Below are 26414 nucleotides of genomic sequence, written 5' to 3' on the forward strand. Positions count from 1 at the left end.
TGGCTCGCTGTACGACGGGCGCGGCTCCGGGTCGTCCCGGTCCGGTCCCGGGAAGCGCCGGTGCCGTTGCCGCAGGCCCCGGCAGGGCGGGCGCGGTCAGCGGCAGGGCGGTCGTGGGCCGGGACGGTGTGGGCGCCGCACCCGGCAGGGCCGAAGAGGCTCGCTGCACGACGGGTCCGCCTCCGGGGAGACCCGGCCCCGCTCCCGGAAGGGCCGGCCCGGTTGCCGCGGCCGCCGGCAGGGCGGGTCCGGGCCCCGGCAAAGTGGACGCGGGTGCGGGCGGGGCGGTCGCTGCACCCGGCGGGGTGGGCGCGGCTCCGGGCAGGGCGGTCGTGAGCCTCCGCGCGGCGGGTGCCGTCCCCGGCAGGGCGGTCTTGAGCCCGGGCAGGGCGGACGCCCGGCCCCGCGGCGCTGACACGGCGCGCTGCACGACGGGTGCGGTGCCCGCAGCAGGCGGCACCGCCCCCGGCAAGGAGGAGGCGCCCCTCGGCGGGGTCGACGCGGCCCCCGGCGGGATCGACGCGCCCCTCGACGGCATCGGCGCGGCGCCGGGCAGGCTGGGTGCCGTGCCCGGCAGGGCGGGCGCGGCACCGGGAAGGCCGGCAGCGCGTCCCGGCACGGCGGGTACGGCCCGTTGCAGGGCAGGGGCGGCTCCCGGGAAGGCCGGTCCGAGCCCCGGAAGAGCAGGCGCGGCTCCCGTCGGGCCCGGCGCGACGCCGGTCCGGCGAGGCGCGAGCCCCGCCATGCCCGCCATGCCCGGCGTGCCCCCTGACACGCCCGGGACGACCCCCGCCCCGCCCGGCGTCCGGCCCGGTGCCGCCCCCGGCAAGCCCGGTGCGTGGCCCGCTCGCAGCGGTGCCGGCTGCACCGGGATCACGGGGGGCGCCGGGCGCGAGGGGGCAGGGCCGCCCGCCGGTGCGGGCGCAGGGGAAGCGGGGGAAGGCGCCGTGGCCGACAGGTTGCTCAGCCGGCCACCCGGGGTTCCGTCCAGGACCATGGGTGATCGCGTGCTGGTGAAGCTGGGGTTCTGCCAGGTGGCCAGCCGGCCGCCGAACCCGGAGTCGGCGACACCCGCCGCCGGCCCACCGGCCGCCACCGCCCGCTGGATGGGCGGCAGCCCCGGCCACGCGGCCGCGGCCCGCACGCCCGTCCCGCCACCGGCCGCACCGACACCCGAGAGCACACCGCCCGCGTCGGCCGGCGTACCGGGTCCGCCCGCGCCGCCGCCCGACTCGGCCGGCGTACCGGCCCCCGAAGTGCCCGTGCCCGTGTCCGTGCCCGTGTCCGCAGCCGTGGGAGTCGTGCCGCCTCGGCCGCCGCCCCGGAATCGATCCAGAAGCCCCACGCCTCAGCCCTCCGTCCCGCCCCGGGTCACCAGGGAGCTGATCTGGTCCGTCCAGCGGCGGCGGTCGTGGTGTTCGAGGTCCAGGATGTCGTCCAGGGACCAGTGGAAGTGGTAGGCGACGTACGCGATCTCCTCGTGCAGTCGGTCGGTCGCGTACGTCACGATTCCCCCAGGCGGCTCCCGCCCAGTTCCACCTCGAAGGGCTCCGCGCAGTGCGGGCACTCCACCGAGGCGCGGGTGTGGCCCTCGGCGTTGATCTGGCGGTAGAAGTCCTGCAGGAACGCCAGGTCGGAGGCGAACATGTTCTCCACCACCCCGTCGTGGACCAGCGGGAGGGTGCCGAGGCGGGTGATGACCCGGCCCAGGAGGACCACCGACAGGTACGCGGGGTTCTCCTGGACGCGGATGTCCCGGAGCGGGACCAGTTCGTCCCGCGCCGTCGACAGCCGCATCACGCCCTCGCGGTGGACGGTGCCCGCCTCGTCGACGTAGCCGCGCGGCAGCTCGAAGGGGAACTCCGTCTGCAGGCGCTGCTGCACCGGGGCCGGCGCGGGCGCGGGCGCCGCCGACGGAAGCGGAGCCTCCTCCCGGGGCTGCTCCGCGCCCGCCGCCGGCCCCCGTACAGCCGTACGCCGCATTACTCGATGACCAGTTCTTCGAACGTGATCGTCACGGTCTCGGTCAGCGCGGACGCCTCGCCCGCCTTCACCGTGCTGGTGTCGATCTTGCTGCACCAGGCGTTGCGCATGTTGTACCGCTTGACCGGGTTGTTCTGGTAGTCCATCACCATGATCGTGGCGTTCTTGCGGGCCGTGCCCATGACGCCGTTGATCGACTCGGTGATCCACTGGTTGAACGCGGCGGACTGGGTCATACCGCGCACGACCGTGCAGGTGCCCGCCTTCTTCACGCCCGGCAGCTTCTTGGTGACCGGCTTGCCCTGCGCCGAGACCTGCTGGTACTCGATGACGTCCTGTTCGAGGCTGAGGCCGCTGACCTCGGCGAGGTACTCGACCATCACGCCGTCGATCTGCAGGCCGAAATTGTGTGAAGTAAGGGCGTCACCCGGCTGGAGACTCATCTACAGGTTCCTCGTTTCGAATGCGGTCAAGTGCCTTGCGGGAGAGGGGACTCGGCGGAGGACTACTCCTCCAGCTCCCCGCTGCCGCTCGAGAACTGGGCCAGCCGGAAGATCACGAACTCGGCCGGCTTGACCGGCGCGATGCCGATCTCGCACACCACGCGGCCGACGTCGACCGACTCCGGCGGGTTGGTCTCCTCGTCACACTTGACGTAGAACGCCTCCTCGGGCCGGGCGCCGAAGAGGGCCCCCGCGCGCCACTCGTTGACGAGGAACGCGGAGACGTTGCGCCGGATCCGGGCCCACAGGGCGTGGTCGTTCGGCTCGAACACCACCCACTGGGTGCCGATCAGGATCGACTCCTCCAGGTAGTTGAAGTACCGGCGGACGTTGAGGTAGCGCCACGCCGGGTCCGAGGACAGCGTCCGCGCGCCCCAGACGCGGATCCCGCGGCCGGGGAAGGCCCGGATGCAGTTGACGCCGATCGGGTTCAGCAGGTCCTGCTCGCCGCGCGTGATCTGGATCTCCAGGTCCACCGCGCCCCGGACGACCTCGTTCGCCGGGGCCTTGTGGACGCCGCGCTCGGAGTCGTTGCGGGCCCAGACGCCGGCCACGTGGCCGCTCGGCGGGATCAGCCGGGCCTGGCCGCTGGCCGGGTCGAAGGACTTGATCCAGGGGTAGTACAGGGCCGCGTACTTGGAGTCGTAACCGGCCGTCTCCTGGCGCCAGACGCGGATCTGGCGGGCGTTGAGGCCCGGCGGCGGGTCGATGACCGCGACGCGGTCGCCCATCAGCTCGCAGTGCGCGATCAGGCCCAGCTGGACGGCCTTGACGGCCTCCAGGTCGATCGCGCCGCGCTGGTAGGCGGCCATCAGGTCGGGTACGGCGACCATGGACACCTCGTCGACGGCCTCCAGGCCGCCGAAGCCGGTGCGGTCGGCGCTGTCGCCCAGGTACTGGGCGGGACCCACGGTCACCGGCTCGTCGGCGGCCGGGACGGCGGGGGCGGCGGGGGCGGAGGCGGCGGGCAGCGCGACCGTCTGGTTCTCCGGGCGGGCCAGCTGCGCGGCCGGCGCGGCCTCGGCCACGGTGATGAGCTTGGAGCGCTCCTTGACCTGGGTGACGACGTAGGAGCGGTTGCCCTTCTTGGCGGAGACGTCGAACGTCTCCACGGCCCGGTCGCCGTCCTTGACGATGAGCTTGAACCGCTCGGCGGGGCCCTCGCCCTCCGCGTCCGCGACCTCCACGCTCAGGTTGCCCGGCGCCACGGCCGTCACGGTGAACGTGCCGAGCTGCCGGGGCTCACCGGCGGGAAGCGCGGCCGGGGCGGCCGAACCGCTCACGGCGGCGGGCGACTTGGCGTCCCCGGCCGCGCCGGCCGGGGAACCGCCGACCCGGACGACGTACGCCGCCGAACCGCCGTTGTTGAAGAAGCCGTAGACGGAGTGCGCCAGGTAGTACCCGTCGGTGAAGTCACCGAAGGCCGCCACGTACTGGGTCCAGTTGGTCACCAGGGTCGGCTCGTTGAGCGGGCCGGTCGGAGCGAGCCCGACGAAGGCCGCCACCGAGGTGCCCACCCCCTCGATCGGGCGGGAGCCGCTGGCCACCTCCTCGACGTATACGCCGGGCGACAGGTAGGACGGCATGCTGTGCTCTCCTCGGGGTACGCGTCAGGACGTTCTCACCGTCACGCGCGAAGCGCGTCACCCGAAACGGCCTCCGGTGCAGGGTGCGGGGCACGTTCGCTGCCCATGAGGGCAGTCATGGCCGCGTCCGGCGCGCGGACGCCGTCCGCCGCGGCCACGGCGGTACCGGTACGCGTCGCCCGCGGCCCTGCCGGGAGGGTGCCCGGGACCGGGGATCCCCCCTCCCTACCGTGCGTCCGGCGGGTGCGGCAGGGCCGCGGGGGCAGACCCGGGGGCACGTCCGGCCGGGAGGGCAAGCCGGGTCGGTCCTGGCGGGCACCCGCTCTGCCCCCTGGCCTCTGACCTCGGTCGCCGTCCACACCGTAGCGTCGGTGCGTGAGCCTGTGGACCTCCCTCGAACCCGCCTCCGTCACCGTCGATCCCGGCAGCCGGGCGACCGTCCGGCTGCGGGTGCGCAACACCGGTGACGTCGTCGACGAGTACCGTTTCGAGCCGGTGGGGGCCGTCGCGCCCTGGACGGTGGTGGAGCCGCAGACGCTGCGGCTGTATCCCGGTACGACGGGGACGGTGGAGCTGACGTTCGCGCCTCCTCGTACGCCGGACGCGGCGGCGGGGCCGAATCCGTACGCGGTGCGGATCACGCCGACGGAGCATCCGGACGCGGTGACGGTGCCGGAGGGGAATCTGACGATCACCCCGTTCACGGAGGTGCGGGCCGAGCTGGTGCCGCCGACCGTGAAGGGGCGTTTCCGGGGGCGGCCCCGGCTCGCGATCGACAACCTCGGCAACACCAGGCTCACCGCCTCCCTCGGCGGGAGCGACAACGGCGACCGGCTCTCCTACGAACTCCAGCCGGGCAACGTGCAGATCGAGCCCGGCCGCGCCGTGTTCGTCGAGACCACGCTGCGGCCCCGGCAGATCACCTGGTTCGGCTCCAAGGAGGAGCATCCGTACAGCCTGTCGGTGCGCCGGTCGGGGGCGCAGCCGCTGGAGGTGGACGGCACGTTCGTGCAGCGCGGGTTCCTGCCGAGGTGGCTGGCGACCGCGCTGAGCATCACGATGGCCCTCGCGATCGCGTTCGTGATGATCTGGCTGGCGTACAAGCCGCAGGTGCGTTCGCTCGCGTCGGAGAAGCTCCAGGAGGCCGGGAGCACCGCGCTGCCCAGCCCCTCGGCGCCGGTCGAGAGCGCGCCGGCCGCGCCGAAGACCAGCGCGCCCGCGGTGGCGGACGTCCCGGACACGAGCGGGGACTCGGCCGGCGGCGGGAGCGGCGGCGGAGGCGGCGGTGGCGGCGGGAGCTCGTCCGGCGCGACCGCGAAGCCGAAGAAGCAGACCGCCGCCGACGCGGTGCAGGCGCTGGCCGCGCGCAGCGACGGCCGGCACATCTGCTACCGCGCCTATGTCGCCGACCGGGGCTGGCAGGACCCGGTGTGCGACGGCGCGATCGCGGGCACGACCGGCAAGGGCCTGCCCATCAAGGAACTGAACATCGCCACGGTGGGGACCAAGGGCGTCAACGGCAACGGCGCCCATGTGAACGAGGGCTGGCTGACCGGCGCCAAGTGGTCGAGCGCGGCCGACGGCGCCGACATGTACCTCGGCAGCCTCAAGGAGGCGGTCTCGCCGCTTCAGGGCTTCACCATCGGGTTGGGGGACGGCAGTTCGGTCTGCCAGAACGCGCACATCAAGGACAAGGGCTGGCGCGGCGTGGGCTGTTCGGACCCCGGCGCGAAGGACAAGTGGATCTACGGCGGCAGCCCCATGGACTGGAAGCTCCAGCTGGAGGCGGTCCGCTTCACCGTATGAGGAGGCCGCACCGGCGCCTCATAGTCCAGGAATCTGTCGAAAGGGCCCGTGAGGTGACTCTGTGGACTTCTCTTGAGCCGGCGGCGGCGACCGTCGACCCCGGCAGCCGGGCGACCGTCCGGCTGCGGGTGCGCAACACCGGTGACGTCGTCGACGAGTACCGTTTCGAGCCGGTGGGGGCCGTCGCGCCCTGGACGGTGGTGGAGCCGCAGACGCTGCGGCTGTATCCCGGTACGACGGGGACGGTGGAGCTGACGTTCGCGCCTCCTCGTACGCCGGACGCGGCGGCGGGGCCGAATCCGTACGCGGTGCGGATCACGCCGACGGAGCATCCGGACGCGGTGACGGTGCCGGAGGGGAATCTGACGATCACCCCGTTCACGGAGGTGCGGGCCGAGCTGGTGCCGCCGACCGTGAAGGGGCGTTTCCGGGGGCGGCCCCGGCTCGCGATCGACAACCTCGGCAACAGCCGGGTCACCGCGTCCGTCGCGGGGGCGGACATCGGTGACAACCTGTCGTACGAGTTCCGTCCGGGCAACGTGCAGATCGAGCCCGGCCGGGCGGCGTTCGTCGACACCACGCTGCGGCCCCGGCAGATCATCTGGTTCGGGTCGAAGGAGCAGCGGCCGTACGCGCTGTCCGTGCAGCGGTCGGGGGCGGTGCCGCTCTCGGTGGACGGGACGTTCGTGCAGCGCGGGTTCCTGCCGAGGTGGCTGGCGACCGCGCTGAGCATCACGATGGCCCTCGCGATCGCGTTCGTGATGATCTGGCTGAGCTACCGGCCGACCGTGACCAGCGCGGCCAAGGAGCGGCTCGTGGAGGCCGGCAGCACCTCGCTGCCCAGCCCGTCCGTGTCCGCGCCGTCGGCGCCCAAGGCCGACTCCTCCGCCGAGGCGCTGCCCGACCAGCCGGCGGCCTCCGCCCCGGCACAGAACGACGGCACCGGCGGGTCGGGTTCGGGGTCCGGGTCCGGCGGCGGGTCCGGTTCGGGCGGTTCCGGCACGTCGGGCGGCGGCGGTTCCGACGAGGAGGAGCCCGAGGTGGCCGGCCAGGTGATCATCGGGCAGGCCTCCGACCGCTGCATCGACGTCACCGACGCCCAGGACGGCAAGGGCAAGGACGGCACCCCGCTGCAGATCTGGGACTGCGCGGGCTCGGCCAACCAGAAGTGGGACTTCCGCAGCGACGGCACCGTCCGTTCCGTCGGGATGTGCATGGACGTCGCCTGGGGCTCGCGCGACGACGGCGCGGTCATCCAGCTGGCGCGGTGCAGCGGCAACCCGGCCCAGCAGTTCGTGCTGAGCCAGGCCGGTGACCTCGTCAACCCGCAGGCCGACAAGTGCGTGGACGTCAAGGACAACGGCACCGGCAACGGCGCGAAGCTCCAGCTGTGGACGTGCTCGGGGACCCCCAACCAGAAGTGGCGGGTCGAGTAGCGAACGGCCGGTGAGGCCTACCAGTTGGCCTCGCCCGGCACCAGACGGCCCGCCTTGCGGTACTCGCGGCGGGCCCCCTCCAGCAGGTCGCCGTCGCCGACCGGCTCGCCCCGTCCGGCGGCCAGGTAGGCGGCGGTGACCACCGCGCTGCGGATCGAGCCGCCGGCGAGTTCGAAGTCACGGGCCAGCGGGGCCGGGTCGACGCCGTCGGCGCGCGGCACGTGGGACAGCCCGTGCCGCCACAGGGCGAGCCGCTGCTCCCGGTCCGGGAACGGGAAGTCGATCACCAGGTCGAGGCGGCGGGTGAACGCCTCGTCGATGTTGGCGCGCAGGTTGGTGGTGAGCAGCGCGATGCCGTCGAAGGACTCCAGGCGCTGGAGCAGGTAGGCGCTCTCCATGTTGGCGTACCGGTCGTGCGAGTCCTTCACCTCCGAGCGCCGGCCGAAGACCGCGTCGGCCTCGTCGAAGAGCAGGACGGCGTCGGTGCGGTCGGCCTCGGTGAAGATGCGTTCCAGGTTCTTCTCGGTCTCGCCGACGTATTTGTCGACGACGGAGGACAGCTGGACGACGTACAGGTCGAGGCCGAGTTCGGCGGCGACGACCTCGGCCGACAGGGTCTTCCCGGTCCCGGACTCGCCCGCGAACAGGCCCAGGACGCCCCGGCCCCGGCCGCCGCCCGCGCTGAGCCGCCAGTCGCCGAGGACGCGGTCGCGGTGGCGGGCGCGCAGGGCGAGTTCGTGCAGCTGGGCGAGCGGCCGGTCCGGCAGGACGAGGTCCGTCCAGCCGACGTCGGGCCGGATCCGGCGGGCGTGCCGCTCCAGACCGGACGCGGACTGCTGGCGGGCGGCGAGGCGGACGTGGTCGGCGGTCAGGGGGCCGCCCTCGAAGGCGGCGAGGGCGCGGGCGGCGTGCGCGGCCCGGGCGACGCGCTCGCCGCCGAGGCGGTACGGGGCGACGGTGGCGGCCAGGTCGAAGGCGGCGCCGGCGGCCCCGAGTTCCGTCTCCCAGACGGCGGTTCCGCCCGCCCCGCGACGCGGCGCGTCCAGGACCAGGGGGTCGTCGGGGGACCAGTGGGGGTCGTAGGGGCGGGGGTCGGTGAGGAGGACGGTCACGTCCGGTGCGGCGGTCAGCGCGGCGACGAGCGGGCCCGGCTGTTCCGGCAGGCCGGACACCACGAGGGCCCGTCCGGTCAGTCGGGCCTCGCGCAGGAGGCCGGGGACGTGGTCGGCGGGACCGGTGAAGCGCAGGGCGTCGAGGCCGGCCGTGTGCAGGGCGGTGGCCACGGCGGCCAGGCCGTCGCCCTCGCGGTGCTCGCGCAGGTAGACGGTGAGCGGGCCGTGCGCCACGCGCTCGGCCAGCCGGTGGGCGAAGGCCCCGGCGGGCACGGGCCGTGGCAGCGGGTGCAGATGGCCGTGCAGGGACGCGTCCGGGGTGTCGTCGCCGAGGAGATGGGCGAGCACCCGGTCGGGGACCCGCAACGAGCGGGACAGGAAGGGGCGTTCGGGCTCCTCGACCTCCAGCAGCCCGAGTGCGCACAGCGGGGCCGAGACGTGCAGACGGGCGCGGGCCGGCGCGAGGTGCGCGGGCGCCCCGCACAGGTCGAGGGCGAGGCCGGTCGTCGCCCGGCGCCTGCTGACGTCGTCGTTGAGGTAGCCGTAGAGCGGCTCGAAGGCGCGGTCCAGGTCGGGGGCCAGGGCGACGAGGAGGAAGGCGACGTCGAGGCCGGTGAGCGGGAGGCGGGCGGCGAGCGCGGCGAGGCGGTCCCCGGCGGCCGGGGGGAGGCCGTCCGTGAATCCGTCCGCGCGGTCGTCGGCGGGCGGCTTTGCGGGGACGACGCCCACCGGGGGGACCGGTTCCCGGCTCAGCAGATGCCGTACCGCCTCCTCGGAGAGGTACAGGCCGCGCAGCGGGTCGGCGGCCGTGGGGTCCCCGGCGGCTCGCTGCTCGACGAGGGCGGTGACCCGCTCACGGAGCACGGCCAGACGGCTGAGCAGCGCGCCCGTCCCGTCGGCGGCGGGGGTGTGGCCGCAGGGGGCCCGCTCGTGGGTGGGGGCGTCGGCCGGGTCCCCCGCCGTCACGGCGGTCACCGGCCGGGCCCGCGTGCCGCGCGTGCCGCCGCCACCTGGTGCGGACGGTGGGCCCGCTCCCGGTCCTGCGGGGGTTCGCCGTCGAGGCCGGCGACACGGACGACCGCGCCCTCGGTGACCGGCGGCCCGGCGTCGTACTCGGGGTAGGCGGGGAAGGGCGCCGTCACCACCAGGTCCAGCGAGGGCTTGAGTTCGCCGCCCAGCGCGGACCAGATCTCGGCGAGGGAACGGGACTCGGTCTGCACGCCGGCCACGCTCACCGGCACGGCGAGGCCCAGCGCGCCCAGTGCGCCCGGGAGTTCCTCGGCGGGCAGCACCTCGCGCGGGATGAGGTTCGCCAACACGGCCGACAGCAGCCGGTGTTCGTCCTGAGGGGTCTTCGTCCAGGCCGTGACGAGGTACGACAGCCGGAACCAGCGCGGCGGCTGACGCCGCTTCACCACCACGTCCCGCTCGTCGCGCACCGCGACCTGGCCGCGCTGGCGGCGGGCCACGTCCTCCCGGATGTCGTACAAGTAGGCGTTCACGACAGGCGAGTTGCGCCGGGCGGCCCAGTCGCGGGTGGGTGCCTCGAAGGAGACGTCGATCCCTGAGCCGGTCAGCGCGCCGCCGCCGAGCAGGCTTTTGAGGACCTCGTCCACCTCGTGGATCACCGTCGCGCTCCTCCGTCGCCCCGCACAGAACCCCGTTCACCGATCGTGCCCCCGGGCCCGGGGGTTCCGCAGGCGCGCCGGGGTCGGCGACCGGGCACGGCACGCTGCCCGCGTGTCCGCCTTCGAGTGCCCGTTCGGTCAGATGTAGCCTTCCCGGAGGGCATATGCCACCGCATGGGCCCGGTTCCGCAGATGCAGGCGCGTCGTGAGTCCGTGCATCACGTTCTTGACGGTTCGTTCGGAGTAGGACAGCTTGCTGGCGATCTCTCCGGTGTCGAGGCCCTCGGCGACCAGCCGCAGGACGTCCACCTCCCGTGGCGCGAGCCCCAGCGAGGGCGCGCCGGGCCGCCCCGCCGCGCCCCGGTGCAGTGTGCCGACCTGGCTGATCAGCCTGCCCAGCAGATCGGCGGGCAGGTCGCCGTCGCCGCGCGCGGCCGCCAGCACCGCCTGCACCAGCCGGTGCGCGGTGGCCTCGCGCCGCCAGACGATCGCCCCGACCCCGCACTCGATGACGTCCAGCAGCTCGGTCTCGCGGATCGCGCCCACGACCAGCACCGCACGGCTGCCGTCGGTGCGGGCGATCCGGCGCAGCCGGGCCAGCGCCGTGTCGTCGAGGGTGTCCTCGATGAGCAGCGCGACCGTGCCGGGTGCGGGCGAGGGCTCCTCGCGGACCTCGATCTCGGGGCGCCCCCGCAGCTGGCTCGCGGCGCCCTCGCGGGAGATCGGGTCGGGGGCGAGGACGGCGACGGCTATGCGTCGCCTCGTGTTCGGTGTGCCGGTGTCCGGCGTCCGGGCCTCGGATGTCCGGGCGTCTGCTGTCCGGGGTGAGCTGAGCAACCGTATCCCCCATGTTCACGGGCCCGCCGCCGGCGGGAACCGGGAACGGGTGGGTCTGGTCCAGACTTCTCGGCCCCTGGGGCGGGCGCAATCGTGGACCACCACGAGCAGGACCACGAGAGCAACGGTGCAACCACCACGGGGTGTGAACATCACTGCAGGTCAACGGGGGTTCGGTGGTCGTTCGGGAGGCTTGTCGTGAGCCTCGCCACAACGGCCCTACGACGTCGTATCGAACCGCGTCTCCCAGAGGTACCGGGTCTGAGGGACGTACCGACTGGCAGGAGACAGGGATGACGGGACTCTTGCGGGAACGCGACGACGCGCTGGCGCTGCTCGCGGCCGAGGCCGAGCGCGCCCGCGCGGGCGCCGGGCGGCTGGTCCTGCTGCGCGGGGCCACCGGCACCGGCCGCTCCGCGGTGCTGGAGGCCGCGGTGGCGCTGGCGGCGGTGCGCGGACTGCGGGTGCTGCGGGCCCGCTGCTCCCCCGAGGACACCGCCGTCCCCTTCTCCTCGGTCCTCCATCTCCTGGGCCCCGTGCCGGAGTTCGCGGGCGAGGCGGTGGCACCCGGAGAGGACGACCGGGGCAGCGCCGCGCGGCTGTGGCGGCTGCTGCGGTCGTACGCGGCCGAGGGGCCGGTGATGGTGGCCGTGGACGACGTCGACCTGGCCGACGACGCCTCACGCCGCTGGCTGACCGAGGCGGCCCGCCGTGTGGACCGATTACCGCTGCTGCTCGTGGCCACCGAGCGCAGCCAGTACGACATCGATCCCCGCCCGACAGGTCTCACCCACGCTCTCACCCCCTCCCTGATCCGCACCCACACCCTCGCCCCGCTCACCGACGACACGTCCGCCGAGCTGGTCCGCGCCGCCTTCCCCACGGCCTCGCCGCAGTGGACGGCGGACTGCGTGGGTGCCGCCGCGGGCAGCCCCCTGCTGCTGCACGCCCTCCTCGACGACCTCGCCGGCGCGCCCTCCTCGGCCGCCGTACCGCAGACGTGCGCCGCGCTGTACCCCGGCTCCTATCCGGCCGCCGTGTCCTGGTGGCTGGACGGCGCGGGCGAGGCGACGGCGGTGGTGGCGCGGACGCTGGCGGTCCTGGAGCGGCACCCCGCCGATCCCCCCGGGACTCCCGCGGCCCTCGCCGCGCTGCTCGCCGACGCCTGCGCCGCCGACCCCGCCCGGGTCTCCGGCTGGCTGACGGCGATGACCCGGCTGGGCCTGCTGCGGGAGGACCCCGCCGGCCGTCCCCGCTACCCGCACCCCCTGCTGCGGGACGCCGTGCTCGCGGGCTGGCCCGCCGCCCGCCGCCAGGACGCGCACCGGGCGGTCGCCGAGGCGATGCTGCGCCGGGGCGACGGGGTGGAGACCGTGGCCCGGCAGCTGCTGGGCAGCGGGCCGGTGGGCCTGCCCTGGGCGCTGCGCGTGCTGCGCGACGCGGTCACGGCCGCCGTCCGCGCGGCCCGTCCGGACGACGCCGTCGGCTATCTGCGCCGGGCCCTGGCCGAACCCCTCCCCGACGACCTCCGCCAGCGCCTGCTGACCGAACTGGGCTCCCTGGAGTACGCCTCCGCGGACGCCCCGGCCGGCATCCCCCGCCTGGCCGAGGCGCTGGACCTGCCGGCCGAGCCCCGCGACCGGGTCCGTACGGCGATCGCGCTGGGCACGGCGCTGGCGGGCCGCGGGGAGGTCCGTACCGCGGTGGAGGTCCTGCGCGGGCTGGAGTCCCGGCTCCCCGGGCACCCCGATCTGGCGCGCACCCTGCAGACGGCGTCCGCGCTCCTGTCCGACCAGGACCAGACCGTCCGCCAGGACGCCTACCGCTGGCTGGCGGAGACCGTCGAGCGCTCCCCGGAGCCGGTCGGCGCCTCGGCCCGGGCCCTGCTGGTCCGCTACGCGGCGACGGCCGGGGAGATCGGGGCGCGGGAGGCGATGCGCCGGCTGCACACCCTCCTGGAGGAGCCCGCCGAGCCACTGGCCGAGCCCTTCCTGCTGGGTACGGCGGCGGCGGTGGCGCAGTGGGCCGACGAACTGGACGAGGCGGAACGCCTGGTGGAGCGGGGCCTGGCCGGCCAGCGCCCGTCCCTTCTGCACCCGATGAAGCAGGCGCTGCTGGACACCCGGTCGGACATCGCGGCGGCGAGGGGCGCGTACGCCACCGTCCTCGCCGGCCACCCCGAGGCCCGCGCCCGCCGCACCGGTGTCCCCTCGAACGCCGACGCGCACGCCCTGACGGCCCTGGTGGAGACGGGCCGCACGGACGAGGCCCGCCGCCTCGCGGACGGCTTCGACCTGCGGGACGCCCCCGACTCCTGGGAGCTGAACCGCTTCCTCTACGCGCGGGGCATCCTCCGCTTCACCGAGGGGGACGTGGCGGGCGCCCTCCACGACTTCCTGGAATGCGGCCGCCGCCAGTCCGCCCGCGCCGTCCTCAGCCCGGTCGTGACCCCGTGGCGCACGGCGGCCGCGGAGTGCCGGCTGGCGCTGGGCAATCCGCGGGAGGCGCTGGCCCTCGCGCAGGAGGAGCTGCGGCTGGCCCGCGTGTGGAACACCCCGCGCACGGTGGGGCGCGCCCTGCGCGTCCTGGGCCGCGCCACCCGTGGCCGGCGCGGTCTGGAACTGGGCGAGGAGGCGGTGACGGTGCTCCGCGACTCCCCGGCCGAGGCGGAACTGGTCGCCTCGCTCCTGGCCCACGGCTTCCAGCTGAACGCGGCCGGCGAACGCGCCCGGGGCCGCGACCACCTCCGGGAGGCCGCAGAACGCGCCGAACGCCTCGGCAGCGTCCGCCTCCTGACGTACGCCGACCACGCCCTGCGGATGGCCGGCGCCCGCCGGACCACCCCCGCGCACACCGGCTCCGGCGCCCTCACCGGCAGCGAACGCCGGATCGCGGAGCTGGCGGCGGAGGGCCGCACGAACACCGAGATAGCGGGACTCCTGCACGTGGCCCGCCGTACCGTGGAAACCCATCTCACCAGCGCCTACCGGAAGTTGGGCATCCGCAGGCGGGGGGAGCTGCGGGGGGTGCTGGAGGTGCGCGACGCGCGGTGACCGCCGCGTCCGGCGGCCTCACGCCCCCGTGCGGCGGTCCGGCGGCCCGGCGGCCCGTCAGGGCTCGGGGGTACCGGGGCGGCCCTCCGCCAGGCCCTGCCGTCACATTCCCGTCTGCCGTGCGACGCCCGGCACGCTCCCCCACTGCCTTGAGGGCGTGGGAGGCTCGGCTTCGCTCGCGCGGGAGGGACCCCCACGACGCCGCACGGCCGCCCTTCGGGCGACGACGGGAACGTGACGACAGGGCCTAGGGGTTCACGACCGCGGGCGGGCCGGCGAGGACGCCGCCGTCCAGGACGAACTCGGCGCCGGTCGAGAAGGTGGCCTCGGTGACGACGAAGAGGACCATGCGGGCGACCTCCTCCGGATCGCCGAAGCGGGGCAGGGGCTGGCCCGCGGCGAACGACTCGTCGAAGCCGGCCGTCATCGCCGTACGGATGAGGCCGGGGTGCACGGAGCAGACGCGGACCCCGTCGGGGGCCAGTTCCAGCGCGGCCGTCTTCGTCAGGCCGCGCAGGCCCCACTTGCTCGCCACGTACGCTCCGACGCCGGCGTAGCCGGTCAGTCCCGCGAGGGAGGAGATGTTCACGATCACCCCGCCGCCGGCCCGGCGCAGGGACGGCGCCGCCGCGCGCATGCCCAGCCACGGCCCCTGGAGGTTCACGTCGACGACCCGGCGGAACGAGGTGAGGCTCTGCTCCTCCATCGTGCCGAAGTCGGCGATCCCCGCGTTGTTCACCAGCACCGAGACCGGGCCCAGGTCCCGCTCCGTCCGGGCGAGCCCCTTCTGCCAGGCGTTCTCGTCGGTGACGTCCAGATGCAGGAAGCGCGACGGGCCGCCGAGCTCCGCCGCCAGGGCCGTCCCCTCGGCGTCGAGAAGGTCGGCGACCACCACACAGGCGCCCTCGGCCGCGAGGAGACGCGCCACCGCGGCGCCGATTCCCCTGGCCCCGCCGGTGACGACCGCCACCCGCCCGTCGAGACGACCCATCGTGACCTCCTGAGACGGCGACAACGTCCGGCTCCACAGGAGCCACCCGCCCAGCATCGGCCGCGGCGGGCCGGGACCGCAGCTCGGAATGGACCGTCAGGGGCCCGGGGCCGCCACAGCCCCGGAGCCGCCGCCCGCCCACCCACCCGCAGCCCCGCCCCCGGCGCGGCCCCGCCACCCCCACCGGGCACACCGGGACGCCCCGGCCAGGCCCGTCGCTCCCTCGCCCGGCGGGTGGGGTCTCGGCCCGGTCCGCGGCAACGCCGAGGGCGGCGGGGCGCGGTGCGCCGGGACGCCCCGGCCCGGCCCGTCGCTCCCTCGTTCGTGCGGGTGGTCCGGGCTCCCTGACGGCCGCCGGCCCGCCCGGACAGGACACGGCGGCCTCGGTCGCCGCCGAAGCCGGCGGGTGGGGTGGGGCTCGCCCCGGTCCGCGACAACGTCGGGCCCGGCACCCCCACCGGGCACACCGGGACGCCCCCGGCCCGGCCCGTCGCTCCCTCGCCCGGCGGGTGGGGTCTCGGACCGGTCCGCGGCAACGCCGGGGGCGGCGGGGCGCGGTGCGCCGGGGTGGCGGTCTTCGGTCCGGTGCTACCTTCCCGGCCCATGAGCGACACCGTGTACGTCGGCAACGCGGGCAGGGACGCGGCACTGGACCGGGGCTGGCTGCTCGGTCACTTCAAGGACGCCGCCGATCCCCGGCACAGCGAGGCCGTCGAGATCAAGTGGGGCGTCCACCCGAAGGCCGACGAGCGGAGCGGATGGGTGACCGGCGAGGAACGCACGGCCCTGCTGGTTCTCATCAGCGGCCGCTTCCGGGTCGAACTGCCCGGCCGCAGCGTCCTTCTGTCCCGGCAGGGCGACTACGTCGTCTGGGGCCGCGGCGTCGACCACTCCTGGTACGCGGAGGAGGAGTCCGTCGTCCTGACCGTCCGCTGGCCCTCCGTCCCCGGCTACGCGACCTGAGAGGCCGGACGTCCGCCCGGCCCCCTGCCCGGCGGCCGGGCCTGTCGCCGGTTCCCCTTAGAGTGACTGCACTTGAGGGGAAACGATCAGGGGGGGACAGAAGATGTCCATATCTCGGCGTGGCCGGATACGAAGATCCGCCGCGGCGGTGGTGACCGCCTCGGCGCTGCTCGCGCCCGTGGCCGCGGTGACGGCGACGGCTTCGGAGGGCCCGGGACCCGCCACGGTGGGGACGGTCACCGGGGCGTCGGGGCGGCACGGCGCGGCGGGCGCCGAGCTGGCGGACGGCGCCCGCGTCGACCTGGTCGACGGGCGGGACGTCCGGATCACGGAGGCTGCGGAGGGTTCCGCGGGCGGGGCGTCCCGGTACGCGATCGGCGCGGTGGACGGCACGGTGTCGGTGCGGCCGGCCGGGACGTCCGAGAGCGCGAAGCTCCCGCTGGCGTCGGCCGGCCCGGCCCCGGGCGCGAGCCCGGCCACGAGCGCCGGCCGCGACACGTACACCTCGTCGACGTACGCGGTGAAGCTGAACATCACGAACGCCGACGTCAGGTCGAAGCTGTTCTACGTCTGGAACCGCAGGACCTGGACGTCGTACGCCGTGAACAGCGACGTCATCGGCCCGTCGGCGACCGTGAAGCTGCCGCCGGGCGACTACTTCTCGGTCGCGCTGCACAACGACTGGCAGGAGCCGAGCTACCTGCTCACCCGTACCTTCACGGTCGGTTCGGCCGCCACCACGGTCTCCTTCGACCAGCGGCTGGCCAAGGAGACGGCGATCCGCACCGACGACACCGGAGCCACCCGGATGTCGGCCGCCGCCTGGCTCACGGTCCCGGGCGGGGACCTGGCGGGCTTCGCCGGTTCCGGCGCCGACAAAGTGTACGTAACGCCGTTCTCGCTGCAGGGCGTCTCGCTGCGCCTGCACGACGTGCTCGGCAAGAAGGGCTCCTCGGCGGCCGTGCCGAGCCCGTACCGCTACGACCTCACGCACACGTGGACCACGACCGTGCCGTCCACCCCGGTCAGGACGGTCCGCACGGCCGACCTGGCGAAGACGGTCACGACGGTCCGGGCGCCGGGCACCCGCACCCCCGCGGACCTGCTGAGCGTCCCCCAGTTCGGCGAGTGGACCGGCGTGTACGTCGGCAGCCCGGTCCCGGTCGCCGGTTCCGTCACCGAGTACGCCACCCCGGGCGTCACGTACGGCCGCCTGCTGCACTACGGCACCGGTGACCTGTCCCTCGACCTGCCCGACCGCACCCTGCCGGCCGGGACCACCGAGGGCGAGGTGCTCGGCGCGAGCCCGGCCCAGCCGGTACGCCGGGAGTGGGGCGGCTCGCAGCGCAACGCCGGGAAGATCTGGCTCTACGAGCCGCATGCCTTCGGCGACACCGCGGGCCACGAGGGCATCGACGGCCGGGCGGCGTACGCGTACAAGCTGACCGGTTCCGACGGCGTGACCTACGCCCAGGCGTCCGGCCTCGACGCGTACGACACGGTGACCTCGTCGGCCCTGCCGTCGGCGGAACGGACGTACACCCTCGACCAGACGGTCCACCGCCGCGTCCCGTACTCCCGGCTGGGCACGGATGTCCACAGCCTGTGGACCTTCCGCTCGGCCTACCAGTCGGGCCAGGAACTCCCGCTGATCGACACCCGGCTGACGGTCGACGGGCTGGACGGATACGGCCGCGCGGCCGCCGGGACGGTCCGTGTCGACACCACCGCGACCACCCGCAACAGGGCCGCGGCGGAGGCGAACACCAAGGTCACGGCGCTCGCCTACTCCCTCGACGACGGCGCGACCTGGACCGACGCCCCCCTCGCGGCCGACGGTTCGGCGACCCTCGACGTCCCCGCCACCGCCTCCTTCGTCGCACTGCGCGTCACCGCCGCCGACGACCTGGGCGGCGGCCTCACCCGCACCCTGCGGCGGGCGTTCGCGGCTCCCGCGCCCCAGGGCGACGAGCGGGTGGGCGCCACCGGCGTCTCCGGCGTCGTGGTCAACGGCGGCAAGCCGGTGCGGCTGACCACCGAGCCGCTCCAGGAGTTCAAGGCGTCGTTCACGGTGAACGACCCGTCGGGCGTCGCGCGCGCCGGCATCCACCTCTACCGGGGCGCGTACGACACCCCCGACGCCGTCCTGTACGAGACGTGGCCGGCGACCTGCACCCGGGCGACGGAGACCACGTCCACCTGCGAGGCGCAGTTCGCGTACATCCACCCGCGCTGGACCCTGGGCCGCAACGTCCTCGCCGGCTCCTGGAAGGTGTCCGTCTGGGCCGAGTCCGCCGACGGCACGGGCCTGCGGGACGTGCACGCCGTGAAGACGGTGCCCGTCGTGCGCGACGCGACCCTGACCGCCAACGCCGGCCCCGAGCCGGTGGCCAAGGGCGGGACGCTCACCGTCACCGGCAAGCTGGCCCGCGCGGACTGGGAGACCCTCGGCGGGTACCACGGGTACTCCGGCATGAAGGTGCAGCTGCAGTTCCGCAAGGCCGGGGCGACCGCGTACTCCCTGGTGAAGACGGTCACCGCGGACAGCACGGGCGGCCTGAAGACCACGGTGCAGGCCTCGGCGGACGGCTACTGGCGCTATGTCTTCACCGGTTCGTCCAGCACGTCGTCCGCGACCTCGGCGGCCGACTACGTCGACGTCCGCTGACCCCTCCCCACCCCCGTCGGGCCCCGGCTCTCTCCAGGCCGGGGCCCGACGCACGGGCCGCGCCGGCGGGAGAACCGGTCGCCTGTCGTCCATCCATGTGAACGGAAATCACGTACCGGTCTATTGACGTGTCCCGGGCAACGGTCCTAGCTTCCGGGGGAAAGCGCTTTCTGAATGCTCTGTCCCGCCGCAGCGGCACCCGCACCCGCCCGTTCGGACTGGAGATCAACGATGCGTCAGCTGAGACACGTCATGGCCTGCACCTCCCTGCTCGCCGGCGCGCTCGTCGCGCTCGCCGGCACCGCACCCGCGCAGGCCGCCACCACCCGCTACGAGGCCGAGACCTCCCCGGCGGTCTGCGCCGGCACCATCGACTCCGACTGGACCGGCTACTCCGGCAGCGGATTCTGCAACGGCACCAACTCCACCAGCGGATACGCCCAGTTCACGGTGAACGCGGCGACCGCCGGCACGGCCACGCTGAACGTCCGCTTCGCCAACGGCACCACGACCGCCCGCCCGGCCTCGCTCGTCGTCAACGGCACGACCGTGCAGACGCCGTCCTTCGAGGCCACGGGCGCCTGGTCCACCTGGGTCACCAAGACCCTCACCGTGTCGCTCAACGCCGGCGGCAACACCATCCGGCTCAGCCCCACCACCGCCGCCGGGCTGCCCAACGTCGACCACCTGGAGGCGACCACGACCGACAGCACCACACCCCCGGCGAGCGGCGCGCTCTACGTCTCCCCGAGCGGCACCGACGGCGCGGCCGGGACGCAGTCCGCCCCGACCACCCTCACCTCGGCGATCAGCCGGGTCACCGCCGGCGGGACGATCTACCTGCGCGGCGGGACGTACACCTACGCGTCGACCGTCACCGTCCCGCAGACCAGCAGCGGCACGGCGAGCGCCCTGACCACCCTGTCCGCCTACCCGGGCGAGACCCCCGTCCTCGACTTCTCCGCCCAGAGCGAGAGTTCGTCCAACCGCGGGCTCCAGCTCTTCGGCTCGTACTGGCACGTCCACGGCCTCGTCGTCGAACACGCCGGTGACAACGGCATCTACGTGGGCGGCAGCCACAACGTCATCGAGCGCACGGTGACCCGCTACAACCGCGACACCGGACTCCAGCTCGGCCGGATCTCCTCCAGCACCCCGAGCAGCGAGTGGCCCTCCGACAACCTGATCCTGAGCGCCGAGTCGCACGACAACGCCGACTCAGACGGCGAGGACGCCGACGGGTTCGCCGCGAAGCTCACCACCGGGACCGGGAACGTCTTCCGGTACGCCGTCTCGCACCACAACATCGACGACGGCTGGGACCTCTACACCAAGACGGACACCGGCGCGATCGGCCCGGTGACCATCGAGGACTCGCTGTCCTACGGCAACGGCACGCTGTCCGACGGCACCGTGAACTCCAACGGCGACCGCAACGGCTACAAGCTCGGCGGCGACGACATCGCCGTCGATCACGTCGTGCGGCGCAGCATCGCCTACCGCAACGGCAAGCACGGGTTCACCTACAACAGCAACCCGGGCTCCATGGCCGTCTCGAACAACCTGAGCATCGACAACGCCCAGCGCAACTACTCCTGGGACGCGGGGACCTCGGTGTTCCGCACCAACACCTCCTGCCGGTTCGACGTCAGCGGGTCGAACGACAAGACCGTCGGTGACGCCGACGGCACCAACCAGTTCTGGACCGGCACGAACGGTTCCCGCTGCGCCTCCTCCTACGGCGGTGCGCTCGGCTGGTCGTTCGCCTCGGACGGGAAGCTGGTCGTGACCCTGGGAGGCGGCAGGGTCACGCTGTAACCGGCCTCCGCCGGCGCGTGGCCGCCGGCCCCGGTCCGGTCCCGGCGCGGTCGCCGGGGCCGGACGCCGGGCCCTTGCCGGACCGGGCCGGACCGGGCCGGACCGGGCCGGACGCCGGGTGCGCGCGGGTCAGAGGATCCGGCGCAGGAGGCGGTCCTTCCACGGGGTGTGGGGCGGGTAGACGACCCGCAGGGGATCCAGCAGGAGGGGCTTGTCGAGTACGGCCTTGGTGTGGCTGAAGGTGTCGAGGGAGTGGGCGCCGTGATAGCGGCCGAGGCCGCTCTCGCCGACGCCGCCGAACGGGAGCCCCGGCACGGTGAGATGGGCGTTGGGGACGCCGAAGGCGAGGGCGCCGGAGGAGGTCTCCGCGGCCAGCCGCCGCTTGGAGTGCCGGGAGGCGGTGAAGCCGTACAGGGCGAGGGGCTTGTCCCGGGCGGTGATGAACGCGATCGCCGCGTCCAGGTCGGGGACGCGCACGATCGGCAGGATCGGTCCGAAGATCTCCTCGCGCATCACGGGCGCGTCCGGGTCCACGTCGGCGAGGACGGTGGGGGCGAGGTAGCGGGTCGCACGGTCGTGCTCCCCGCCGGTGACCAGCCGGCCGCCGCCGTCGCCGTCCAGCAGGCCCAGCAGCCGGTCGAAGTGACGGCCGTTGACGACCCGGCCGTAGTCGGCGCTCGCGGAGGGCTCGGTGCCGTACATCTCGCGGATCGCGTCCGTCAGATGCCGCTCGATGCCGTCGGCCGCCTCGCCGATCGCGAGGACGTAGTCGGGGGCGGTGCAACTCTGGCCGGCGTTGAGGAACTTGCCCCACGCGATACGGCGGGCGGCCGTCGCGAGGTCGGCGCCGGGTTCGACCACGGCGGGGGACTTGCCGCCCAGTTCGAGGGTGACCGGGGTGAGGCGCCGGGCCGCGGCGGCCATCACGACGCGGCCGACGGTGCCGTTGCCGGTGTAGAAGATGTGGTCGAAGTGCTGCTCCAGCAGGGCCGTCGTCTCGGGCACCCCGCCCTCCACGACCGCCACGGCCTCCGGGTCCAGGGCCCGGGGCAGCAGTTCGGCCAGCAGTGCCGAGGTCGCCGGGGCCAGCTCACTGGGCTTGATCACCGCGCAGTTGCCCGCGGCGAGGGCGCCGACGAGGGGCGCGAGCGCCAGCATCGACGGGTAGTTCCAGGGGCTGATGATCAGGACGGTGCCCAGCGGCTCCCGTACGGTCCTGGCCCGGGCCGGGGCGAGCGACAGGGGCACCGGGACGCGGCGGGGGCGCAGCCAGCGGTCGAGGTGGCGCAGGGTGTGGTCGATCTCGTGGACGACGAAGCCGGTCTCGGTGAGGCGGGCCTCGGTGGCGCTCTTGCCGAGGTCGGCGTGGAGGGCTGCGGCGAACTCCGTCTGACGCTCGGTCAGCAGGGCTCGCAGTGAGCGGAGTTGTGCCTTGCGCCAGGAGAGGGGGCGGGTGCGGCCGGCGGCGAAGGCGGCACGCAGGCGGGCGACGGTCTCGTCGGGGGCGGGGGCCGGGAGGGGGGCGAGGTCGGGGTTCTTGCTCAGCGGCGTGGGCATGCCTGGACCATATACGAAACGAAAGTATTTCGTTTCGTATTGGCTATACTCCCCCCATGTCAGCCCCCCGCACCCCCGCCCGCCCCCTCGCCGACCTGGCCGCCCGCCTGACCGGAGGCTCCGGCGCACCCGAGGAGGAGCTCCTGGCGCCGGGCAGCTCCTGGAACCTCTCCCAGACGCTGCAGCACTGCGCCCAGACGGTCCGCTACTCGGTGACCGGCTACCCCCGGCTGAAGCCGGCCCTCTTCCGGGCCACCGCCGGAGCCCTCGCCAAGCGGGTGTTCCTGAGCCGGGGTGCCACGAAGCACGCGCTGGACGCGGAGCTGGACGGCGCGCCGCCACTGGACCCCGCGCTGCCGGCCGCCGAGGCGGCGGCACGGCTCGCGGACGCGGTGGCCCTCTTCTCCGCCCACACCGGCCCGCACGCCCTCCACCCGGCCTACGGCCGCTGCACCCACGACGAGTACGAGCGGCTGCACGCCATGCACCTGGCGGAGCACCTTCCGGGCCTGGCCGATGTCTGACACCGGGGCGCGGGTGCCGCCCCGCCGCGGGCGCCCCCGGGACGCCGGGCGGGACCGGGCCCTGCTGGAGGCCACCCTCGCCGTGCTGGCCGAGAGCGGTTACGGCGGACTCACCACCGGTGCGGTGGCCGCCCGGGCCGGCGTGTCCACCGCGACGCTGTACCGCCGCTGGTCCTCCAAGGAGGAACTGGTGATCGCGGCCGCCGCGACCCGTGCCGAGGACCTCGTGCAGCAGCCCGACACCGGCAGCCTCGAAGGGGACCTGCGGGCCCTGCTCAGGGACAAGGCCGCGAGCCTGACCGGCGAGAGCGGGCGCCTGATGCGCGCCCTCATCGGCGAGGCCGCCCACAACGACGCCCTCGCCGAGGCCCTCGCGACCAGTTTCCTGGCCCCGGTGCGCCGCCGCGTGGAGGAGGCGGTGGCCCGGGCGGCGGCCCGCGGGGAGATTCCGCCGGTCGACGACCCGGAGATGCTCGGCGACCTCGTCGTCGGCCCGATGCTGAGCCACTTCCTCATCACACCGCGCCCCCCGGAGGCGGTGGACGAGCACACCGCGCGAACCGACGCGGACCGCCTCCTCCCGTTCCTCCTGCGCGCCCTGGGCGCCGGGGGGCGCTGACGCGCCTGTCACGGGGGCCGGGGCCCTGTCGGAGGCGCGGGCCGGGGCGCGGTGGCCGCCCGTGCGGCGGTGTGCCGGGGCGGTGATCGTCGTGCCGCTGGGGGGCGGGACGCGGCGTGTGCTGGTTGCGGGCGGGCGGCCCGTGGCCTCCGCGCCGGGTTGCTTTCCGGGTGGGGGTGCCTGTTCTCCGGCCGTCGGGGGACGGGACGTTCTGCGGCCTCCGGGGTGGGCGCAGGGGTTTCGGCCCGGCGCGGGTGGGCGTCCGGGCGGGAGCCGCGAAGGGGTGGTGTCTAGCGTCGGCCGGTGGGAGGCGTGGCGGGGGTGGGGGAGGTGGCGGTGCGGGTCTCCAGGGCGTGCAGGACGGCGACCATGTCCTCCGCGCCGTGCCCCTGGGCCACGGTCTCGTCGAAGAGGGCGTGGCAGACGTCGAGGAGGGGGGAGGCCAGGCCGGCCTTGCGGGCGGCCCCGGCGATCAGCCGGTTGTTCTTCAGGACGTCGGCGGCGGCCGCCTGGACGGCGAAGTCGCGGGCCAGCAGCTTGGGCGCCTTCATCCGGGAGACGCCGCTGGCCATCGGACCCGCGTCCAGGACGTCCCGCAGCAGGTGCCGGTCGAGTCCGTGCCGGTCGGCGAAGTGGAACGCCTCGGTGAGGCCGGTGACCAGGGTGATCAGGAACAGGTTCACCGAGAACTTCATCAGCAGCGCGCCGGGGACGGCCCCGCAGTCGAACGTCGCGTGGGTCATCGGCGCCAGCAGGGGCCGTACGGCCGCGACCGCGTCCTCGTCGCCCGCGAGCATCGCCACCAGCCGGCCCTGTTCCGCCGGCACCCGGGAGCCGGACACCGGCGCCTCGACGTACCGCCCGCCCGCCGCCCGGACGGCGTCCCCCAGGTCCGCCGAGTACTCGGGCGAGGTCGTGCCCATGTGCACGAGCGTGTGCCCGGCGGCACGGGCCGCGAAGTCCGGGGTGCCGCGCCCCAGCACCGCGTCCGTCGCGGTCTCGTCGGCCAGCATGAGGATCACCGTCTCCGCCCGGGCGAAGAGCTCGGCGGGGCTCGCCGCGACCTCGGCCCCGGCCGCGCGCAGCGGCTCGCAGCGGGCCGGGGTGCGGTTGTGGACGACGAGGGGCGTCCCGGCGCGGACCAGGTTGAGCGCCATCGGCTGCCCCATGACACCGAGGCCGACGAAACCCACGTACATGAGGAACCACCATCGCTTCCGCGTCGCCGTCGCTGGCTATGACAGCGGTCATAGTAGCCGCAGCTATGACGGCGGTCATAGGGTGGCTCACACACAGCTCGGCATCGGAACAGGGAAGGTCGGCCATGGCGGTGTCCGCACGGGGCCCACGGGAGCGGATGGTCTTCAGCGCGGCCCAGCTCATCCGGCGCGAGGGGGTCGCCGGCACCGGGATGCGCGAGGTCGCCGCCCAGGCCGGAGCGCCGCGCGGATCGCTCCAGCACTACTTCCCCGGAGGCAAGGAACAGCTGGTCAACGAGGCCGTCGGCTGGGCCGGACGGTACGCGGGCAGACGCGTCGCCCGCTTCCTCGCCGCGCTGCCCGAGCCGACGCCCGCCGGGCTGTTCGCCGAGATGGTCCGCCAGTGGACCGACGAGTACGAGACCGCCGGCTTCGCGGGCGGCTGCCCGGTGGCGGCCGCGACGGTGGACTGCGCGCGGTCCACCGAGTCCACCCGCCGGGCGGCCGCCGACGCGTTCGCCACCTGGACCGGCCCGGTGGCCGCGGCCCTGACGGACATGGGCGTGCCGCGGGAGCGGGCCGACGCGCTCGCCACCCTCATGATCAGCGCCCTGGAGGGGGCGATCCTCATGGCCCGGGCCGAGCGGGACGTCCGCCCCCTGACCACCGTGGCCCGGGAACTCGCCCCGCTCCTCGACGCGGCGGTACGGAAGGACGCCTGACCGCCCCGCCGGCCACCGCGGCACCCGCCGCCTACCGCAGCGCGGCCACGAACTTCCCGAGCCGGGCGATCCCCTCGCGCAGCTCACCGGCCGACGCCGCGTACGACAGCCGGACATGGCTCTCGGCCGTGCTCACGCCGAAGTCCCGGCCCGGCGTGAGCGCGACGTGCGCCTCCCGCAGGGCCCGAGCGCAGAACTCCCACGAGGTGAGCCCCGTGCCGCTGACGTCGAAGTAGACGTAGAACGCGCCGTCGGGCGGGACCGGCACGGGCAGGCCGATCCGCTCCAGGCCGTCCAGGACGAGCGCGCGCCGCTCGGCGAACTCCGCCCTGCGGTCCTCGCAGACGGCGAGGGACTCGGGGGTGAAGCAGGCCAGGGCGGCGTGCTGGGCCGGGGCGGAGGCGCAGAGGAAGTAGTTCTGGGCGAGGCGTTCCAGCGCCGGGACGAGTGCCTCGGGGACCACGCACCAGCCGAGCCGCCAGCCGGTCATGCCGAAGTACTTCGAGAAGCTGTTGATCACGACGGCGCCCGGGTCGTGGGACAGCGCGCTGCGCGGCGGCCGGCCGGTGTCGTCGTGGTCGCCGAGGTCGAGGTAGATCTCGTCGACGATCCGCCACGCGTCCCGCTCGCGGGCGAGGTCGCAGAGCGCCGTGAGCTCGGCGGCCGGGACGGAGGTGCCCGTCGGGTTCGACGGCGTGGCGACCATCACCCCGCGCGTGCGGTCCGTCCAGTACGACCCCACGGACGCCGCGTCCAGCTGGAAGCGGGAGGCGGCCGTGGTGGGGACGAGGGTGACCCGGGCGCCGAAGCTCTCCATGATCTGCCGGTTGCACGGGTACGACGGGTCCGCGATCAGCACCTCGTCGCCGTCGTCGACGAGGGCTGCGGCGGCCAGCACCAGCGCGGCGGAGGCACCCGCGGTCACGACGACCCGGGCCGGGTCGACCTCGACGCCGTGCCGCTCGCCGTAGAAGCCCGCGATCGCCCGGCGCAGCGCCGGCAGACCGAGCGCCGCCGTGTACGTCAGGGGCCTGCCGTCCATGGCCGCGCGCATCGCCGTCAGGACGGCCGGGGGTGCGCCGAAGTCGGGTTCGCCCAGGCTGAGTTTGACGACATGGTGGCCCTCCGCCTCCAGGGCGGCGGCCTGCTTGCCGAACTCCATGGCGTAGAAGGGCGCGATGGACTGGGCGCGCTGCGAGATCCTCATGCCGTGTCATTGTCCGGGAGGTCCGGCGCGCAGGGGATCCCGTCCCGCTCCGCGGACCGCCCGGCCGGACTGCCGGGCGCCCGGCAGGTCCGCACCCCCGGATCCCGGTCGGCAGCGAACCGGCCGACAACGTTGCCCGGTTCTCGCACTGTGCGGACGCCTCCGGTCTGGAACGATCTTCTGACCGACAAGAAGCCGATCA

20 protein-coding genes are annotated in these 26414 nt (G+C 74.7%); 9 read left to right on the top strand and 11 right to left on the bottom strand.

Features of this window, described 5'->3' with window-relative positions:
* Positions 1-1348: 1348 nt before the first annotated feature.
* From ACFY2L_RS20790 to ACFY2L_RS20805, 4 genes are all read right to left on the bottom strand, one after another.
* Positions 1349-1507, bottom strand: a complete 159-nt coding sequence (locus tag ACFY2L_RS20790) for a DUF6760 family protein (RefSeq protein ID WP_390659607.1) — start codon at positions 1505-1507, stop codon at positions 1349-1351.
* Positions 1504-1983 carry a hypothetical protein gene (locus ACFY2L_RS20795; protein ID WP_390659606.1) on the bottom strand — a complete coding sequence of 160 codons (480 nt, stop codon included), beginning with the start codon at positions 1981-1983 and terminating at the stop codon, positions 1504-1506. Before ACFY2L_RS20795 ends, ACFY2L_RS20790 begins: the two co-directional genes overlap by 4 nt.
* Entirely contained in the window at positions 1983-2426 is a 444-nt protein-coding gene (locus ACFY2L_RS20800) for a phage tail protein (RefSeq protein WP_390659605.1), read from the bottom strand. Before ACFY2L_RS20800 ends, ACFY2L_RS20795 begins: the two co-directional genes overlap by 1 nt.
* A 62-nt stretch (positions 2427-2488) precedes the next feature.
* Positions 2489-4072: a phage tail sheath family protein gene (locus tag ACFY2L_RS20805; protein WP_390659604.1), complete on the bottom strand. Its 1584-nt coding sequence runs from the start codon at positions 4070-4072 to the stop codon at positions 2489-2491.
* Between the two features lie 375 nt (positions 4073-4447).
* On the opposite strand from ACFY2L_RS20805, the gene ACFY2L_RS20810 reads away from it, so the two are divergent.
* Both ACFY2L_RS20810 and ACFY2L_RS20815 read left to right on the top strand, forming a co-directional pair.
* A complete protein-coding gene (locus tag ACFY2L_RS20810) occupies positions 4448-5878 on the top strand; it encodes a hydrolase (protein ID WP_390822997.1) in 1431 nt (476 codons plus the stop codon).
* Positions 5879-5931: 53 nt separating this feature from the next.
* Positions 5932-7314: a ricin-type beta-trefoil lectin domain protein gene (locus ACFY2L_RS20815; RefSeq protein ID WP_390822998.1), complete on the top strand. Its 1383-nt coding sequence runs from the start codon at positions 5932-5934 to the stop codon at positions 7312-7314.
* A gap of 17 nt (positions 7315-7331) precedes the next feature.
* Here ACFY2L_RS20815 and ACFY2L_RS20820 read toward each other — a convergent pair whose 3' ends face one another.
* From ACFY2L_RS20820 to ACFY2L_RS20830, 3 genes are all read right to left on the bottom strand, one after another.
* Complete coding sequence (locus tag ACFY2L_RS20820) at positions 7332-9392, bottom strand: ATP-binding protein (RefSeq protein ID WP_390823202.1); 2061 nt, start codon at positions 9390-9392, stop codon at positions 7332-7334.
* 5 nt (positions 9393-9397) lie between these two features.
* Positions 9398-10054 carry a DUF4255 domain-containing protein gene (locus ACFY2L_RS20825; protein ID WP_390822999.1) on the bottom strand — a complete coding sequence of 219 codons (657 nt, stop codon included), beginning with the start codon at positions 10052-10054 and terminating at the stop codon, positions 9398-9400.
* A 138-nt stretch (positions 10055-10192) separates the two neighbouring features.
* Positions 10193-10891 carry a LuxR C-terminal-related transcriptional regulator gene (locus ACFY2L_RS20830; protein ID WP_390823000.1) on the bottom strand — a complete coding sequence of 233 codons (699 nt, stop codon included), beginning with the start codon at positions 10889-10891 and terminating at the stop codon, positions 10193-10195.
* A gap of 293 nt (positions 10892-11184) precedes the next feature.
* On the opposite strand from ACFY2L_RS20830, the gene ACFY2L_RS20835 reads away from it, so the two are divergent.
* The gene (locus ACFY2L_RS20835) at positions 11185-13944 is read left to right on the top strand and encodes an AAA family ATPase (RefSeq protein ID WP_390659598.1); all 2760 of its coding nucleotides are present in this window, start codon (positions 11185-11187) and stop codon (positions 13942-13944) included.
* Positions 13945-14191: 247 nt separating this feature from the next.
* Here ACFY2L_RS20835 and ACFY2L_RS20840 read toward each other — a convergent pair whose 3' ends face one another.
* Positions 14192-14935, bottom strand: coding sequence for an SDR family oxidoreductase (locus ACFY2L_RS20840; RefSeq protein ID WP_390659597.1), 744 nt, complete (start codon positions 14933-14935; stop codon positions 14192-14194).
* Positions 14936-15538: 603 nt separating this feature from the next.
* Here ACFY2L_RS20840 and ACFY2L_RS20845 point away from each other — a divergent pair.
* From ACFY2L_RS20845 to ACFY2L_RS20855, 3 genes are all read left to right on the top strand, one after another.
* A complete protein-coding gene (locus ACFY2L_RS20845; RefSeq protein ID WP_390659596.1) occupies positions 15539-15898 on the top strand; it encodes a signal peptidase I in 360 nt (119 codons plus the stop codon).
* Between the two features lie 103 nt (positions 15899-16001).
* A complete protein-coding gene (locus ACFY2L_RS20850; protein ID WP_390823001.1) occupies positions 16002-18566 on the top strand; it encodes a hypothetical protein in 2565 nt (854 codons plus the stop codon).
* Positions 18567-18797: 231 nt separating this feature from the next.
* On the top strand, positions 18798-20384 hold the full coding sequence (locus ACFY2L_RS20855) for a carbohydrate-binding protein (RefSeq protein ID WP_390823002.1): 1587 nt from the start codon (positions 18798-18800) through the stop codon (positions 20382-20384).
* Positions 20385-20513: 129 nt separating this feature from the next.
* On the opposite strand, the gene ACFY2L_RS20860 is transcribed toward ACFY2L_RS20855, so the two are convergent.
* A complete protein-coding gene (locus ACFY2L_RS20860; RefSeq protein ID WP_390823003.1) occupies positions 20514-21941 on the bottom strand; it encodes an aldehyde dehydrogenase family protein in 1428 nt (475 codons plus the stop codon).
* A 56-nt stretch (positions 21942-21997) separates the two neighbouring features.
* Between ACFY2L_RS20860 and ACFY2L_RS20865 the strand changes: the two genes are divergently transcribed.
* Together ACFY2L_RS20865 and ACFY2L_RS20870 are read left to right on the top strand one after the other, a co-directional pair.
* Positions 21998-22465, top strand: a complete 468-nt coding sequence (locus ACFY2L_RS20865) for a DUF1569 domain-containing protein (protein ID WP_390823004.1) — start codon at positions 21998-22000, stop codon at positions 22463-22465.
* The gene (locus tag ACFY2L_RS20870) at positions 22458-23084 is read left to right on the top strand and encodes a TetR/AcrR family transcriptional regulator (protein ID WP_390823005.1); all 627 of its coding nucleotides are present in this window, start codon (positions 22458-22460) and stop codon (positions 23082-23084) included. The genes ACFY2L_RS20865 and ACFY2L_RS20870 overlap by 8 nt, the downstream gene beginning before the upstream one ends.
* Positions 23085-23374: 290 nt before the next feature.
* Here ACFY2L_RS20870 and ACFY2L_RS20875 read toward each other — a convergent pair whose 3' ends face one another.
* Complete coding sequence (locus ACFY2L_RS20875) at positions 23375-24283, bottom strand: NAD(P)-dependent oxidoreductase (RefSeq protein WP_390823006.1); 909 nt, start codon at positions 24281-24283, stop codon at positions 23375-23377.
* Between the two features lie 125 nt (positions 24284-24408).
* Between ACFY2L_RS20875 and ACFY2L_RS20880 the strand changes: the two genes are divergently transcribed.
* Complete coding sequence (locus ACFY2L_RS20880; RefSeq protein WP_390659589.1) at positions 24409-25005, top strand: TetR family transcriptional regulator C-terminal domain-containing protein; 597 nt, start codon at positions 24409-24411, stop codon at positions 25003-25005.
* A gap of 31 nt (positions 25006-25036) precedes the next feature.
* On the opposite strand, the gene ACFY2L_RS20885 is transcribed toward ACFY2L_RS20880, so the two are convergent.
* The gene (locus ACFY2L_RS20885; protein ID WP_390823007.1) at positions 25037-26212 is read right to left on the bottom strand and encodes a pyridoxal phosphate-dependent aminotransferase; all 1176 of its coding nucleotides are present in this window, start codon (positions 26210-26212) and stop codon (positions 25037-25039) included.
* Positions 26213-26414 lie beyond the last annotated feature (202 nt).

Origin of the sequence: Streptomyces sp. NPDC001381, assembly GCF_042895685.1 — a bacterium.
In the GTDB taxonomy this organism is placed as follows: Bacteria; Actinomycetota; Actinomycetes; order Streptomycetales; family Streptomycetaceae; genus Streptomyces.